The sequence below is a fragment of the Trinickia sp. Z7 genome (assembly GCF_056498045.1).
Genome location: NZ_JAUEQW010000019.1, coordinates 72,586 through 88,331 on the forward strand (window position 1 = coordinate 72,586; position 15,746 = coordinate 88,331).

Annotated in this window: 7 protein-coding genes and 2 pseudogenes; 6 read left to right on the top strand and 3 right to left on the bottom strand. The window is 61.2% G+C overall.

Features of this window, described 5'->3' with window-relative positions:
* The first annotated feature begins 10 nt into the window (after nt 1–10).
* Nucleotides 11–1,132, top strand: a complete 1,122-nt coding sequence (locus QQS38_RS23495) for an FUSC family protein (RefSeq protein WP_479647743.1) — start codon at nt 11–13, stop codon at nt 1,130–1,132.
* A gap of 44 nt (nt 1,133–1,176) precedes the next feature.
* On the opposite strand, the gene yjdN is transcribed toward QQS38_RS23495, so the two are convergent.
* The 3 genes from yjdN to QQS38_RS23510 all read right to left on the bottom strand — a co-directional run bounded on the left by yjdN (nt 1,177) and on the right by QQS38_RS23510 (nt 4,082).
* The gene (gene yjdN / locus QQS38_RS23500; protein WP_479647757.1) at nt 1,177–1,596 is read right to left on the bottom strand and encodes a VOC family metalloprotein YjdN; all 420 of its coding nucleotides are present in this window, start codon (nt 1,594–1,596) and stop codon (nt 1,177–1,179) included.
* A 135-nt stretch (nt 1,597–1,731) separates the two neighbouring features.
* Entirely contained in the window at nt 1,732–2,685 is a 954-nt protein-coding gene (gene tal / locus QQS38_RS23505; protein WP_479647744.1) for a transaldolase, read from the bottom strand.
* 173 nt (nt 2,686–2,858) lie between these two features.
* Entirely contained in the window at nt 2,859–4,082 is a 1,224-nt protein-coding gene (locus tag QQS38_RS23510; RefSeq protein ID WP_479647745.1) for a benzoate/H(+) symporter BenE family transporter, read from the bottom strand.
* An 837-nt stretch (nt 4,083–4,919) separates the two neighbouring features.
* On the opposite strand from QQS38_RS23510, the pseudogene QQS38_RS23515 reads away from it, so the two are divergent.
* The 5 genes and pseudogenes from QQS38_RS23515 to QQS38_RS23535 form a co-directional block, all read left to right on the top strand.
* Nucleotides 4,920–12,451: pseudogene (locus QQS38_RS23515) on the top strand (two-partner secretion domain-containing protein); the annotation flags it as partial.
* A gap of 1,317 nt (nt 12,452–13,768) precedes the next feature.
* Complete coding sequence (locus QQS38_RS23520; RefSeq protein ID WP_479647746.1) at nt 13,769–14,224, top strand: hypothetical protein; 456 nt, start codon at nt 13,769–13,771, stop codon at nt 14,222–14,224.
* A gap of 145 nt (nt 14,225–14,369) precedes the next feature.
* Entirely contained in the window at nt 14,370–14,675 is a 306-nt protein-coding gene (locus QQS38_RS23525) for a transposase domain-containing protein (RefSeq protein WP_479647747.1), read from the top strand.
* A 28-nt stretch (nt 14,676–14,703) separates the two neighbouring features.
* On the top strand, nt 14,704–15,090 hold the full coding sequence (locus tag QQS38_RS23530; RefSeq protein ID WP_479647748.1) for a hypothetical protein: 387 nt from the start codon (nt 14,704–14,706) through the stop codon (nt 15,088–15,090).
* A gap of 356 nt (nt 15,091–15,446) precedes the next feature.
* Nucleotides 15,447–15,617, top strand: a pseudogene (locus QQS38_RS23535) (transposase); the annotation flags it as partial.
* Nucleotides 15,618–15,746: the final 129 nt, after the last annotated feature.

Consider the following 15,746-nt stretch of genomic DNA (forward strand, 5'->3'; position numbering starts at 1 on the left):
CAATCGAGCCGTGGCCAATTTTCTTACCCCCTTCCGCCAGCTTGCGACGCCGTTCATTCGCGTCGTCGTTTCGCCTTATTACCGATACCGCCACGCACGCGTGCTGCATGCCTTTCGCGTCGGGCTGGCGATGCTGGCCTCGATCCTCGTGACGACCGGCATCAACGTGCCCAACGGCATCTGGGCTTCCGTGACCGTGCTCGTGGTCATCGGGGGCTTGCAGCATCACGGCAACATCCGCAAGAAGGCCGCCGATCGCGCACTCGGCACGATGCTCGGCGCTTTCGTGGGGTTGTTGCTGATCGCGCAGTTGCATGTGATCGGGTCGGTGACGCTCACACACGTGCTGATGTCGATCGCCGCCGGCGTCTGCGGCTATTACGCCATCAGCAGCGCCGGCTACATCGCGCTTTTGACGGCGATCACGATTTGTATCGTGGCCGGGCATGGCGACAGCACGATCGACACCGGCTTGTGGCGCACGCTCAACGTCATGGTCGGGATCGTCGTCGCGCTCGCGTTCTCGTTCGCCTTGCCGCTGTACGCAACTTACTCGTGGCGCTACTTGCTCGCGCGCAATCTGCGAGACTGCGCACGCATTCGCGCTCGCATCGCGCGCGGCCTGCCATTGGACGTCGAGGCCCACGTTGCCGCCTTCGCCGCGTTGAATGGCAGGCTCGTCAAATTGCGCTCGTTGATGCCGTCCGTCGCGAAGGAAGTCGACATTCCGGTCAAGCGGCTCGAGGCTATTCAGCGGCTGCATCGTTCGATGCTGAGCGCGTTGGAAATGATGTCGACGAGCGCGGCTGTGCATCCGCTGCCGCCGGGGCAACTCGTCGACGACGCGCGCGCGGTGCGCGCTTCGTTGCTGCGCATGGCGCGCGCGTTGCGATTCGGTTCCGAGTCGCGCGCCGGGGAACGCCTGTACACAACCGCTGACGGCGCACTGGCTCCGCGCGATGCAACCGAGGCGCGAGGCACGCCGGACGATGCCTTGCCCGGGCCGCGCTGGGTTGCGCAATGGTTCGCCGAACAGGTCGATGCCCTGCGCGCACTACTTGCCGATACCGAGAGGCAATGGCATATCGAAGGGGACGCCGCGGCGCGCGCGCAAATACGCCGGCTCCGATAGATCGCAGCGAACCTTGCCGGCGCGGCGCGTCCATCCCGTCTCGATCAAGGCTCTTTGTTTTCGACGTTGACCATCCACGGCACGCCGAATTTATCCGTAACCATGCCGAACCCCTTGGCCCAGAACGTCGACTGCCACGGAAGGCGAACCTCGCCGCCTTGCGCGAGCGCATTGAATATTTTCTCGCCCTTCGATACGTTGTCGAGCGAGAGCGAGATGCTGAAACCGGCGTACGTAGGCGTGGCGGTGTCGCCGGGCATGCCATCGGTCGCCATCAGCGTGTTCTGCCCCACTTTGAACGACGCGTGCATGATGCGCTCGCCCGCGTCGCCCTGCGCAGCATATTCCGGCGGCGCCTCCTTGTTGCGCATCTTGAACGTGACCTGGGCACCCAGCGCTTGTTCGTAGAACGCCAGCGCTTCGTCGCAGCGGCCGTAGAAGTACAGATAAGGTTGGACCACCATCATTGCCTCCTTGATCGTCAACTTCGATGGATGCCGATCTACCGCGGCCCCCAACGGCCGCGACGCGGCGAGGTGAGCCGCACCGCGCATGCGGTACGGCATTGGCGGCGCGCGCGTTAGCCGCCGCGCAAGCGCTCAACGCAGGCCGTCGATCAACTTTTCGAGCTTGATGGCATCGGCCGCGAACGCGCGAATGCCTTCTGCAAGTTTCTCGGTCGCCATCGCATCGTCGTTCAGCTGGAACCGGAACGACGGTTCGTCGATGGCGATGCGCTCGATCGTCTCGCCCTTGGCGGGGGTGTGCGAGAGCTTGCGCTCGACCTTCTCGTCGCTGTCATGCAGTTTTTGAAGCAACTCGGGGCTGATGGTGAGCAAATCGCAGCCGGCCAATTCGACGATCTGGCTCGTCGTGCGAAAACTCGCGCCCATCACTTCGGTGTGATAGTCGAAATGCTTGTAGTACGCGTAGATACGGCGCACCGACTGCACGCCCGGGTCGTTGGCGCCGCCCATGGTCGCTTCGTCCCACGCGCTGCCGGCCTGCTTCTTGTACCAATCGTAGATGCGGCCGACGAAGGGCGAGATCAGCTTCGCGCCGGCTTCGGCGCATGCCGCCGCCTGCACGGGCGAGAAGAGCAGCGTCATGTTGCAGTTCACGCCTTCCTTTTGCAGCACTTCGGCCGCGCGCACGCCTTCCCAGGTCGAGGCGAGCTTGATCAGCACGCGCTCGCGGTCGATGCCGGCGGCTTCGTAGAGCTTGATGATCTCGTGGCCTTTCTCGATCGAGCGCTTGGGGTCGAACGAGAGACGCGCATCGACCTCGGTCGATACCCGGCCCGGAATGATCTTGAGAATTTCGCAGCCGAAGGCGATCAGCAACTGATCGATGATCGCTGCGGCGGGCTTGCTGCCGTGTTCGCGCACGGTTTTTTCGAGCAACGGCTTATAGGTGTCCTTTTGGACGGCTTTGAGGATCAGCGACGGGTTCGTCGTTGCGTCGCGCGGCTTGTACTGGGCAAGTTGTTGGAAGTCGCCGGTATCCGCGACGACGGTCGTGTATTGCTTCAGTTGGTCCAGAGCATTGGTCATGGCAGATATGCGGCGCTCGAGCGCCTCCCAGGTGAAGTCTAGAAAGGGGTCGCACCGCTTGAACGGCGCAACCGGATGCAAATAGGACTATTTTAGGCCTCGGCGCGTTCACGCGAAATCGCGCCCATGAGAACGGCGCTGCGCCGCCGTCCTGCGCGGGTGGCCTGCCATTGCTATGTGCGGCGCGCGCCGAGAATGACCTGCGTGATCACGCCTGCGACGAGCCCCCAAAACGCCGACCCGATCGAGAGCAACGTGAGGCCCGAGGCCGTCACCATGAACGTGACGAGCGCCGCTTCCCGCTCCCGCACGTTGCTCATGGCGTTGGTGAGACCGCTCATGATCGAGCCGAACAGCGCGAGCGCGGCCACCGAGACGACGAGCGCCTTGGGCAGCGCGTCGAATAGAGCGGCGATCGTCGCACCGAAAATCCCGGCGACGAGATAGAAGAGGCCGCACCAGAGCGCAGCCGTGTAGCGCTTGGTTCGGTCTTCGTGAGCTTCGGGGCCGGTGCAAATCGCCGCCGTTATCGCCGCGAGCGTGATGCCGTGGGAGCCGAACGGCGCGAGCAGCAGCGAGGCGATGCCGGTGGTGGAGATCAGCGGTGCGGAGGGTGTCGTGTATCCGTCCGCGCGCAGGACCGCGAGGCCCGGCATATTCTGCGACGCCATCGCGACGACGAACAGCGGCACCCCCAAGCTGATCGCGGCCGAGAGCGAGAAGTGCGGCATCGTGAAGACCGGATGTGCGACGGCAACGTGAAAGCGGCTGAAATCGATGAGCCCGAGCGCGGCCGCTACCGCGGTGCCCACGACGAGCGTCGTTACGATGGCGTAGCGCGGGGCGAGCCTTTTGACGACCAGATAGACGAAGAACATCGCCAGCACGAGCGCAGTTTGATACTGCACCGCATGGAAGATTTCGATGCCGATTTCGAACAAGATGCCGGCGAGCAGCGCGCTTGCGATGCCGGCCGGTACGCGCTGCATGAGCGCGTCGAACCAGCCCGTGAGCCCGACGGCCGTGATCAGCAGCGCGCAGACGATGAACGCACCGATCGCATCGGCGTACGCCACGTGCGGCAACGCAGCGATCAAAAGCGCCGCGCCCGGCGTCGAGTAGGCGATGACCACCGGCGTGCGAAAGCGCAGCGATAGGAAGATGGTCGAGAACGCCATGCCGATGGACAGCGCCCAAATCCACGACGAGACTTGCGCATCGGACAAGTGCGCCGCACGCCCTGCTTGAAACACTAGCACGAGGGAACTGGTGTAGCCCGTCATCATTGCCACGAACCCTGCGACGATCGCGTGCAGCGAGGTATCGGCAAGCGGCTGTAGCAGCGAACGGCGTGCGGCGGTGGGGGCGGGCAGGTCAGGGGTGGAGCGCAGGGTCATGGATGATAGAGAAGCGGACGCTAAACGGCTAAAAGTCTAAAAGACGGTTCGTAAGTATCGCTGAATCGGATGGGGCGCCCGCCGAGCCGTGGGCGCATCGGTCACGACGGCCAAGGCTAACAGGATGGCGAGCGGGCCAACAGCCCCGCCGGCGCTTTTTGAAGCGGCTTCTGACGTATTTGCAAGCTTCCCTTCGGCGGCGATGCGAGGCCGCGCATCGAGCAAAGGCGTGGCGCGGCATGACGTTTCGGCGACGACGCTGAGGTTCAGCTAGTTTGAGCGAACGAATGGAGCAAACGTTTGCGGTATTTCGGCCTGCCAAACCGATGGGGTTTTACAACAGGTCTTGAAATCGTAAATTACTTGATGAATGAAAGTTAAAAGAAATGAAAATGAATTACTAAAGAAAGTATCAACCTTTCGCCCCGATACCGCCTGTTCGGCTTCAATCGCCGTGCCGGTGAGGATTCGCCGTCGGGTCACCCGCGCGCCCCGTACCTTTCACGCTCGGGTGCGTTGCCCGTCCACGATTAGGGTCCACATCCCGCTCGTAATCCTCGATAGCTTTTTCAAATGGATTCCTCGGTGGAATCTTTGATACGATCCGCTCCGCTGTTCCGAGGAGTGCCGCCATTGTCGTTTTATGGCGGAGTGCGCTAGATAATCAATGAGAATGCCGTGCGCGAGACCGCTATTAAAGCGGCAAAGACGCACCGGCGAAATAGACCAATGCAAATGCGGATACACCGTGCGGGGTTCACGGGCGAGGCCGTACGATCGCGACTAGCGTCAGCGTCGCGCGCCGGCCGGTACGTTGGCAAGGTTGTGGTGCGGGCCATGCTGCTCGCGGGCGCTGCGCATGCGAGCGCCGCGCCGGGCATCGTTGCCGATGGCGGCACGCATACCGTCGTGACGACGGCCGGAAACGGTCGGCAAACCGTTGCGATCGCGCCGTCCGTCTACGGCGTTTCTAGCAATACTTATTCGAGTTTCAACGTCGGCCGGGCAGGCGCTGCGCTCGACAACACGAGCGCGAACGCCCGCACGATCGTCAATCAAGTCACGAGCACGAACCCGAGCTTGATCGCGGGCGACATCACCGTGCTCGGTTCGCGAGCGAACGTAGTGTTGGCCAATCCGAACGGAATCACCGTCAATGGCGGGTCGTTCGTCAATACAGGGCACGTGGCGCTCACGACGGGGCAAGTCAGCTATGTCGACGTTCAACTGGCTCCCGGCCAGTTCCGAGCACGTCGGGCTCATTGAGCAATACCGGCGTGGTGGAGTCAGGCACTGACTTGGCGATGAATGCCGCGAAGTCGATCGACCTCGGGAAGAACACGACGTCGGCACTCGGGAACCTGTCGGCGACGGCTGGGCAGAACCTCGTTGCCAACGGGACTGTCGTCGCGCAGGGCACCGGGACGTTGAGCGCAGGTGGCGCGATTTCCGGTGCGGCTGCCTGGGCGTTCGGGCTAGATGCAAGCGTGAGCTCTCTCGGCGATACCGATCTCACGGGGTCGCTGCGGGGTGCGACAATTCGGACCAGCTCGGGCGGCAACAGCACGTTGCACGATGTGCAGGCCGGTTCGACGATCGCATTGGGCGCTGCGGGAAATCTCAACCTGACCGGCGCGCTCGCAGGCGGTGCGACGACATCGCTGACGGCCGGTAACGACGTAAGCGTGAGCGGGTCGCTGCAGTCAGCCGGCGATGCGACGCTGACCGCAATTGGCGGCGCGATCGGTTCGACCGGTTCGCTGAATAGCAATGGCAACTTGTCGGCGCTGGCAGGGAGCGATGTCAATTTTGGGGGAGCGACGACGGTCGCGCTCGACACCACATTGCAAAGCGGACGCGATGTCAACGTGACCGGGTCGTTGAACGGTCTCGGCAATGGGACGATCGTTGCGGGCCGGAACATCGGCGGCGCGGGAACCCTTGGGTTCGGCCAGGCTGCCACGCTTAATGCCGGCGCCGATATCGCGCAAGGTGGGCTGATCCAAGGCCAGACCATCGTGGCTAGCGCCGGAGGAAACGCGACGGTCAACAACGTCGAATCGGCTTCGAACGTTAGCCTGAGCGCGGGCAACTCGGCCATCGGCAATTTGACGGTGAACGGGGTGGTCGGTGCGGCCGGCTCCGTGACGGCGACGGCAACGGGTGGAATGACCGTCGGCAGCGCCGGCAAGGTCGCAGCCGGGACGACCGCCGCTTTGGGGGCCTGGGGCGACATTGGTGTGGCCGGGGCGATCGAGTCGAACGGCAACATGGCGATCACGTCGCAGTTCGGCAGCGTCAATGCGACCGGGGGGATCAATAGCGGCGGAACGCTTGGGGTCGCGGCGGGGCTCGACATCGTGCTCGGGACGAGTACGACCGCAATTGGAGACGCAACGCTGAACGCCGGGCGTGACGCGCTCCTCAACGGCACCCTCATTGGTCAAGCGAACGGATTTGTCAACGCGGGACGCGACATCGCTGGGCCCGGCACTCAAGCCTTCACGGGCGCGGCCGTGCTGGCCGCTCAACGAGATGTGTCGCTTTCCGGCTCGTTGCAGGGCAACGCCATCTCGGTGACAGGCGGAGATAACGCGTCGCTGAACAGCGCCGTCTCTTCCACAACGCTGACATTGACTGCGAACGGTCTGCTTGGCAACGGCGATGCCTCTATTACCGGGACGACGAGCGCCGCAGGAGCCGTTTTGGTCAATGGCGCGCGCGACGTAGTCGTGACAGGGGCGGTGGGTAGCAACGCATCGTTGGCGTTGACCGCGCAACGCAACGTTGCAATGAGCGGGAGCACCACGACGGTCGGCGACATCACCGTGACGGCAGTCACCGGAAGCGCGACGTTGTCCGGTACCACGACCTCCGCTGGCGCCTTAAACGCGACTAGCGGACTCGACACGGAACTCGGAGGAAATGTTGCCGTCGCGGGAGGCGTGACGGCGCAAGCGGGACGTGATGTTCGATTGACTGGCGTGTTGGCAGGGCAGAGCTCGGGTTCGTTGACGGGCGGTCGAGATATAACCGGCGCGGGATCGGCGGCTTTCGCGCAAGCGATCGTGCTGCAGTCCGGGCATGACATCGCGTTGACGGGGTTGCTGCAGGGTGCGAGCGTAACCGCCACGGCTTCGAACAATGCGGGCTTCGGTAGCGTTCAGGCAGTGACCGGAAATCTGGCCATCACCGCTGGCGGAGGCAGTGGCGCAGGAGACATCACCTTCGGAAGCGGGGCAACCGCGTTCGGCACGCTTGCATTGCAAGCGGCCCGCGATGTCAGCGCAGTGGGGTCTCTGGCATCGGGCGGAACGATGGACATAGGCGCGATGCGCAATGTCTCGATCGGCACGGCAAACGCCACCGGCGACTTTACGATGAACGCCGGAGGCGATATTGCTGTTGCGGGCGTCGCAATGACGAACGGCAACCTGAAAGCGACTGCAGGCAATGCGCTTTCGCTGGGCGCAGCCCTCGCGAGCGGAGCGCTGACCTTGAGCGCGCTCGGCGCAAATGGGGCGGGCGACGTAACTGTCTCCGCCCTGGTGGGATCGGGCGGAACCACGAGTGTCTCCGCCGCGCGGGACGTTTCGGTCGGCGGCGACATATCGACAGGCGACAAACTTGCGTTGACGGCGGGCCGCAACCTGTCGGTCACCGGCGCCGTCGATGCCGGCGGCGACGCGACCTTGACCGGCACGATAGGCAATATTGCCGTTTCGGGCACGACGTCCGCTGTCGGGAATTTGAACGCCAATGCCGGCGGTACGCTTGCGCTTGCAGGCGGCTTAGTGAACGGCAATACGGCGTTGACTTCAGGTGGCGCGACGACTTTGACCGGAGCGCTGTATGGGCTCGGTACCGCGAACATCAATGCAGCGGGTGCAATTGCCGGTGGAGCAAGCCTGACGTTCGGGAGCGATATCACGCTCAATGCGGGCGCGGGTATCACCTTGGGTGCGATCGACGGCGCCGGAAAGCTACTCGCAACCGCCGGCACGGATACGGTATTCGGTGCGACGACGGCGGTAGGAAGCATCAATGCGACATCGCACGGCGGCAGTGTGACATTTGCCGGCGCGTTGCAAAGCGGTGGCGACGTTCAGATCCAAGCCGCGACGAACTCCACGGTATCCGGCGGCATTTCGTCGATGGGCGCCGTGGGCATCACGGGCAGCAGCGGCAACGTATCGATCGCCGGCGTCTCGAGCAACGGCGACGCGACTTTGACCGCCGGTCAGACCTTGACACTGAGCGGAACGAGCGTCGTAGCAGGGCAACTCGCGCTTTCGGGCAGCAATGTGACGCTGAGCGGTTCGGCCAGCGGCTCGAAGGATGTCACGGTCTCCGCCAGCGGCGCTGTCGACGCGAGCCAGGCAACGCTCGTTGCAACGAAAAATATGCAAGTCACCGGCGCGAATGTGACGTTGGGCAATGCCATCGTCGGCGGCGCGTTGAACGTGCAAGCGTCGAATCAATTGTCGCTCGTAGGAAGTGCTATCGATGTCGTTGGCCAGGCGACGCTCGCCTCGCAAAATGCGTTCTCCAACGCGAGCCATGTGCTCGCTGGCGGTAGCCTCTCCGTGTCCGCAGTGAATTTGACGAATGCTGCAAATGCGTCGTTCGCATCGACGGGATCCACGACGATTCGCGCGACTAACTTCACGAACGCCGGGCTGGTCAATGGCGCCACAACGGCCGTTGACGTCGCGGGTGCATTGACGAATATCGGTGGCTCGCTGTTGGGCCTGTCGGCGCTGACAATCAATGCTGGAACGTTGAGCAATCAGAACGGCATTATTTTTGCCGGCGACCCGAGCACGCCGAACGGCCCGACGACAGGCGACCTGTCACTAACGATCAGCGGCGGCGGAAGCGCGTTCAACAACGCGGGCGGACAACTCCTCGCTCAGCGAAATCTTAGTTTGAGCGCGGTCAATGCGGCGCTCGATCCCTCCCAAGGGACCGTGAATCAGGGAGGGCAACTGTCGATCACGGCGCAGACGATCAATATCGCGGGTACGTGGAGCTATGGCGGACAAAGTGTATTCATCGATGGACTAAGCGGTATCACGAACAGCGGGACGATGACGGGCACGGCGCCGCTGACGATTTCGACGGGGGGGACGTTGACGAACCTTGGGCAAGTCACCGGGAATGACGTGACTTTCAATGGGACGCTGTATAACTCGGCCAATGCGGTGATGCACGCCGACGATGTGCTGACGCTGAATGGCAACATCACTAACCGCGGAACCGTTGAAGCTACGAGCACCGTCAATATAACCGGTGGGAACTACGACAACCAAGCCGGGACGACACAGACACAAGGAAACATCAGCTTCAACCTCGGCGGCACGTTGCAGAACACCGGTGGCTCCATCTTCGCCAGCAACAACATTTCCATTAATGCGGCTGCCGTGGTCAACGATCAGACGGCACCTACGGGGACGGCTACCACGACGACCGTGGTGAGCAATCCGGATCTATTGTGGTCCGCTGTTATTGGGCAGAACACATGGGTATCCGTATCGACTGGGAGCGATGGTAGCGAGCTAGATCAACAGGTGGGGAGGACGTTTACCCTCGGCGATCTCTTATCACCCACAGGCTCGCAGAATGGTTTTTCCTCGCCGAGTGCGTACAACAGTTGTCCATCATGCTCGATTCAAGCATCGACCCCAGTTGTGGGGACGGGAAGCATCACGTTTGCGGCTGTCTATAAGCAGGTCGGAACCGTTTCCCAATGGGATACGCCGGTGTACGGTAACGTCTGGTTGCCGTCAACCGGCCACATGGCGGGCGAGACCAACTCGATAACGCTCACATTACCAACTGTCTATGAAACGACGGTCACTCAGCAGCCTGGTACAGCAGGCGTAATTTCCGCCGGTGGTTCTATCGTACTGACTGCCAACTCGCTTTCGAATCGGGGCGGCCAGATTGGCGCGGGCGGCAACGTCACACTGAACGTTCAATCCTTGAGCAACGGGGCTGTTGCGCCAACCGTCACCACGCGAATCACTGATACCGTCGATCAAAGCCAGCTGACTGCGTTCTTGAGTGTGCTGGCTTCCAACGGTGTCGGCGCAGTTCCTGACTCGCTCGTGCAGGCAGGGGCTCGGCTCATTGGTGGACAAGTTTATTCCGGTCCGCAGTATGTTTCGAACCTTGTGGGCTTTGCACCGTTCTGGGCGGGTGTTGCGCCGACGTCCACCTCGACCGTCGCTTGGTCCACTCCGACGGGCCTGATTGCCGCAGGCAGTAACCTGACCGTCGACGGCGGGAATCTCGTCAACGCTGGACTGCTATACGCCGGCAATAACGTGCTGATCGGCGCTGCGAGTCTGACCAACCAAGGTGGTAACGAACAGAACTATTCGTCATCGGTGGGATGCGCTTCCGGCGTACCAAGCTCTGCCTGTGGCACCGGCGGCTCGCCGCGCGGCACCAACCCGAACACGACAACGTTCAGCTACAGTCAGGATGACGCGACGATTTACGCCGGCCACGACTTGGTGATTGCCGCAGGCCAAATCAACAATACCGATGGCAACTTGCTCGCCGGGCACGACATCGTGATTGGCGGCGTTGGATCGACTGCAAGCTCGACCACGCCGGCGCAAAACCTGAACAACACGTCGGGCAACATCGTGGCGGGCAACAACATCACGCTGAACGTGTCCGGCGCGATAACAAATAATTTGCCGCCGCCTGTTACGGTGCATCAAAACTACGGTTCTAAGGAGCAATATTCCGGCTGTATGACTGCTGGCGGCTACAAGGAGAGCTACTGCGAGGGATACGTCGATCAGCAGTCAGGCAGCTCGTCGGTGATCAGCGCGGGGAACAGCCTGCAAATCAACGCGGGTAGCTTGACCAATATCGGCAGTTTGATCGCCGCAGGTAACAGTGCGACGATCAATGTCACCGGTCCCGTGGTTAATGAGGCGCAGACGCTGAATGCCTATTGGCATTCGCACTGGGTGCAGGAAACCGGCATGTTCAGCAGCGACAAGCGCCATGAAATCTGGGCGTGCGGATCGGCTGCGGAGTGTACGGCCTTGTATGGGAGCGCCTATACGAACACGGGTGGCCCCATCGACCCGCCGCAGCCGGTGGGCAACATTGCCGCAACGATTCAGGCGCCGAATCTGTCGATTTCGTCGAACGGCCAGATCCAGAACGTCGGGAACGTGCTCGGAACGTATGTCTCGTTGACGGGGCAACGCCTCATCAACGGCATCACGACGGCGAATACCTATACGCCGACTGTGAAGAAGCCGTCGCAGGTTATTTCGTTGAGCCCGGTGGACCTTCCGGGGTTGAACTTGTCGATGCCGCGCGCGGTGGGGACAGGTTCCTTGCCGGTGGCGGTCGCGGGCAAGGCCACGTACGTCGACACGTCGATCGGCACCCCGGCAATGGCCTTGGTCAGTCCGCAAGATTTGCTGAGCAATCTGCCGGCAAACTTGCAGCCGAATTCGACGCTGTTCTATTACAACCCGCAGGAAGAAGACCTGCTGTTGCAACAGGCGGCGCTGCAGCAAACGGGGAAGACGAGCTTTGTCGATGGCTTGGCGTACGACAGCAAGAACAACGTGTCCGTTACGGATCAGGAGAAAGCGTACCTGTATCAGAACGCGATTGACTATGCCAAGTCGCATGATCTTCAGCTTGGCGAGGCTCTCACCCAGCAGCAGATCAATGATCTAGATAAGCCGATGCTTTGGTATGTCGAGCAGACGGTGCCCGATCCGAGTTGCAAAGCGGCGGGTGCGGCGACGTGCCCGACGATTACCGCGCTGATGCCGCAGGTCTATCTTCCGACCGACACGACGGCGATGTCGGCGGGTGGGAATATCGAAGGCCAAAACGTCACATTGAATTTCGACAAGGACGGCAACGGCAGCATACTCAACACCGGCAGCATCACGGCAACCGACACGTTGACCGTGAATACGAACACGCTCACTAACCAAGCGAATCAGGTCGATATCGGCCAGGTTTGGTCGAAGGTCAAGGGCGGCTACGTCGACACCACCGGCACCGTGGTACAGCCGGGCGGCTTCATGAGCGCGGCCAATATGGATTTCAACGTGCAGACGTTGAACCAGGTTGGCGGCGCACTTCAGAAGCTGAGCGCGGACGGCACCATCGATCAGGATGGTACGCAACAAATGTTGTCCGCGCTTCAGCAGCAGTTGGGCGGCGATTTTACCCAGACGACGCTGAGCGACCATCTTCACACCGATTTCGTGAAGGAGGGCGGCGGGCTGCCGATGTTCGTGGTGGCCGCTTTGGCGATCGCGGCATCGATCATTACCGCGGGAGCGGCAGCGGCTGCGTTTGGCGTGGTGATGACGCAGCTCTCGGTGGGCTCGGTGTTGATTGGGGCGTTGGGTGGGATGGTTGGCAGTGCGGTGAGCCAGGTCGCCTCGGGCCAGGGGCTGAACTTGGGGCAAGTGCTCCAGGCTGGGGCGATTGGCGCTATTACGGCAGGTGCTTTCGCGGCAATGGGCGCCAGCAGCCAAGCGCTGCAGCAATTCGGAAGCAAACTCGCTAACGGAACGGTTGGGCTGGCCGACGTCGGCAACGCAGTGAAGGTCGTGATCGAGCGTGGAGTGGTGACGGCGACTGCGGAAAGCGCGCTCGAGGGGGCTAATTTCGGGCAGGCGCTGGAAGGCAGTGCGATAAGCGATCTTGGTGCGATCGGGGCTTCGGCGATCGGGACGGAGTTCCACGACCAGAATGGAAACCCAGATACCAATAATCCGCTTTACGTGGGAAGTCATGCGGTATTGGGCTGTGCTATGTCGGCAGCACAGGGGAGTGGGTGTGTTGGTGGGGCCATTGGGGGAGCGGTGTCGGCAATGGCTGCCGCGCCGATTACAAGCGCGGTTGCTCAGGCGGGCGGCAGCGTGAATACAACGCTGGCGATTTCGGCGGGACTGGACACGCTAGGAGCAGGTGGAGCGGCTGCGTTGCTCGGACAAAATCCGCAGGCTGCTGTGACGGCCGCTGCGAACGAGTACATGAACAACTGCGCGGCGAACGACGACACATGTCTACAAATCGCCAAGCAGGGCCAGTCGGGTCAGCAAGGCGTATTGAACCCATTCAGTGGGCCTGCTTTCGCAGCTGCATGTGGCGACGGGAGTCAGCCGTGCAACACCCAGCTATTGCAAACGATGCTGCAAGCAGACGCGGCAAACGCTGACCAAGTGTCCTTGGGTGTAAGATTTCCCGATGCTATCCAGTTCCAAGGGGGCGGGATGATGGCGGCTGGGTCTATGGCGTTCGACACACAAAACGGTAATTCGTTTGCCGGGCCGATGATCAACGTTAATATTCCCAATCCGATTTCGAGGGGCTTTGCAATAAATTTGATTTGGTTGAATCAGACGAATCCTCAACCATTTCATATTGATTCGTATTTGAACGGATTAAGCTATAGCGGAGGCTTGATCGTCCGGCCGCCGGAAGGGCTTCCGGTTTCAATTGGCGGTGGGGAAGGGTGGTCACCAGGGAATGGGACAGCAACGATTCTCAGCATTGGGACACCGGGGGCGTCGTATTCTCCGGGCGGGGTTGCGTACCCATGGACACGGCCCGCGCATAATGCTGCACCGTTACCTGCTGGTCCGATGTAACTCAAGGGCAGATATAAGGAAGGACGTCGTATGGGAAAGTGGATCGTTTTTTTGGGTGTTGGCGTTGTTGCGGGATTTTTTTCCGGATGTAACGACTCGTCCAACACCCATAGCGATGCTTACTACTACCCAATAGTTGTAAGGGAGGCGAGTGCTATACAGGATTTTCCGGGTGCCCGCGTCTTGGAGAAATCTGTCGGCGAAAAGTATGCAAACGCATGGTCTCGGAAACGTTTGAGGGCCGAGGGCGGGGACAACGTTGTTGCGCAGTTCTACGATAGGGAGCTTTTGAAGAATGGATGGAAAAAATTTGACTCATATAGCTCAATGAATCTGTTGCGGATTAATGACTATTGCAAGGGCGCTATCAAATTTGAGCTTTCGATTCATAGGTCCGAGTCGCCCGGGGTGACGGACTACGACGTCGGCGCTTACTGGTTGGGGGGCGGGAAAACGCCGTGTGAAGAACAGTGGGCTACCCGCTAGAACTGGGTCCAATATCACCAGACAGGTGCTGTCGGCCTTGCCGGAGAATCGTATGCGCAAATCTAAACGCACCTAGAATTCCCAGCTGAACAGACGCAACCGATAACAAAAAACGAAGTGGTTTCTTTTTGCTGCACAAGCGGGCGTGACCGCCGCCGGCAAGCGGTGCTCTGATCCGGAGTGCAAGCGCAAGAACCATTTATTCTTCGGTTCCGAGGCCGGGGGCAAAGCCGCGGCGGTGTTCTACAGCATACTGGCGACCTGTCGAGCCAACGATATCAACCCATACGACTACCTGAGCGACGTGCTCGGGCGAATCAACGACCACCCGGTCAACCGGATCGAGGAATTGGCCCCGTACAACTGGAAGCCCTCTGGTGTGGCTGGGTCGACATCGGCCGCAGCGTCGACGGCGTCCTTGCCGGTTGCGACCTCGGCGACCCGGCATTGAGTCGAGGTTGCGCAAACGGAACGACACGATGAGTAAAGCAAGCGCGGGCAAGCCTGACCGCAAGATCTCCGAGACGATCCTGGACTTCGGCGAGCCGCTTCTCTCCGAAGCCATCACTGAAGAGACGCCGATCGCGGTGGTGCGCGAGATATATAAGCTGGTGGTGCTGATCTGGAACGCGCTTGTCGCGGCCAACGCCCCTCGCGGCGCCCCCACTTATCTGCAGATGCTGCAGCAGATGGCCGCCTCGCCGCAGATGCCATCGGAAGCGCGTGACTGGATCGGCAAGCTCTCGAATCGCTGGCGGGAGAAATTCTCCGACGCCAAGTACTGTGTCGGCGATTGGCACGTCAAGATCAAAGACGACGATACCCTGAGCTTCTACTGCGACGCCCGGGAAGTACCGCGGCGGTAGTCCGTCGTCGCGCACACGATCCCCCCAACGCGACGGCATCGCCACGTATCGGTGCCGCCGACAACCACTCTCCCCGGCAGTACTGAAGTTTCCGCGAAATCGGCGGCACTCGCTACTACGGGGATTCTCGGGCGGATACGACGAAACGACCACGCTCAAGCCGTTTCGCAAGAAGCCAGAGCCCGTCTGCACCTTCGCCGCCAGCCCTTGGAATCCGCAGCGCATGTCGGTGACGCCAGCCACCAGCCAGACGCGGGTACCCGTGGGAAGAGAGTAAGCGCTCAATAATCGACGCTGTGGCACTCAATTAGCCAAGCGTGCAGGCTATGTCCACTGTTTTTCAGTGGGCACCTTCGATGACAGAACAACACTCAGAAGCGACCGGTTTGAAGGTCGTCAGCGTCGGCCGCGACGGCAAACGGCGATTTGATCGACAGGCCAAACGCAAGTTAGTAGAGGCATGCCTTGAGCCGGGCGCTTCGGTTGCCGGACTCGCGCTCAAGCACGGCGTTAACGCAAACCGGCTACATAGTCGGCCCTGAACAATTCATTTTGCTCGGCAAATGAGTTCACGCTGCCGACGGCGTAGCGGTTTCGAAGCCAAGCAAAGCGACGAGAATCAGGGCGTAAAAAAGCCGCAGCTTGCGCAGGATCAT

Excerpts from the sequence above, each read along its gene's own strand:
- yjdN (WP_479647757.1), bottom strand. The coding sequence starts at position 1,596 with ATGGTGGTCCAACCTTATCTGTACTTCTACGGCCGCTGCGACGAAGCG.
- tal (WP_479647744.1), bottom strand. The coding sequence starts at position 2,685 with ATGACCAATGCTCTGGACCAACTGAAGCAATACACGACCGTCGTCGCG.
- QQS38_RS23510 (WP_479647745.1), bottom strand. The coding sequence starts at position 4,082 with ATGACCCTGCGCTCCACCCCTGACCTGCCCGCCCCCACCGCCGCACGC.
- QQS38_RS23520 (WP_479647746.1), top strand. The coding sequence starts at position 13,769 with ATGGGAAAGTGGATCGTTTTTTTGGGTGTTGGCGTTGTTGCGGGATTT.
- QQS38_RS23530 (WP_479647748.1), top strand. The coding sequence starts at position 14,704 with ATGAGTAAAGCAAGCGCGGGCAAGCCTGACCGCAAGATCTCCGAGACG.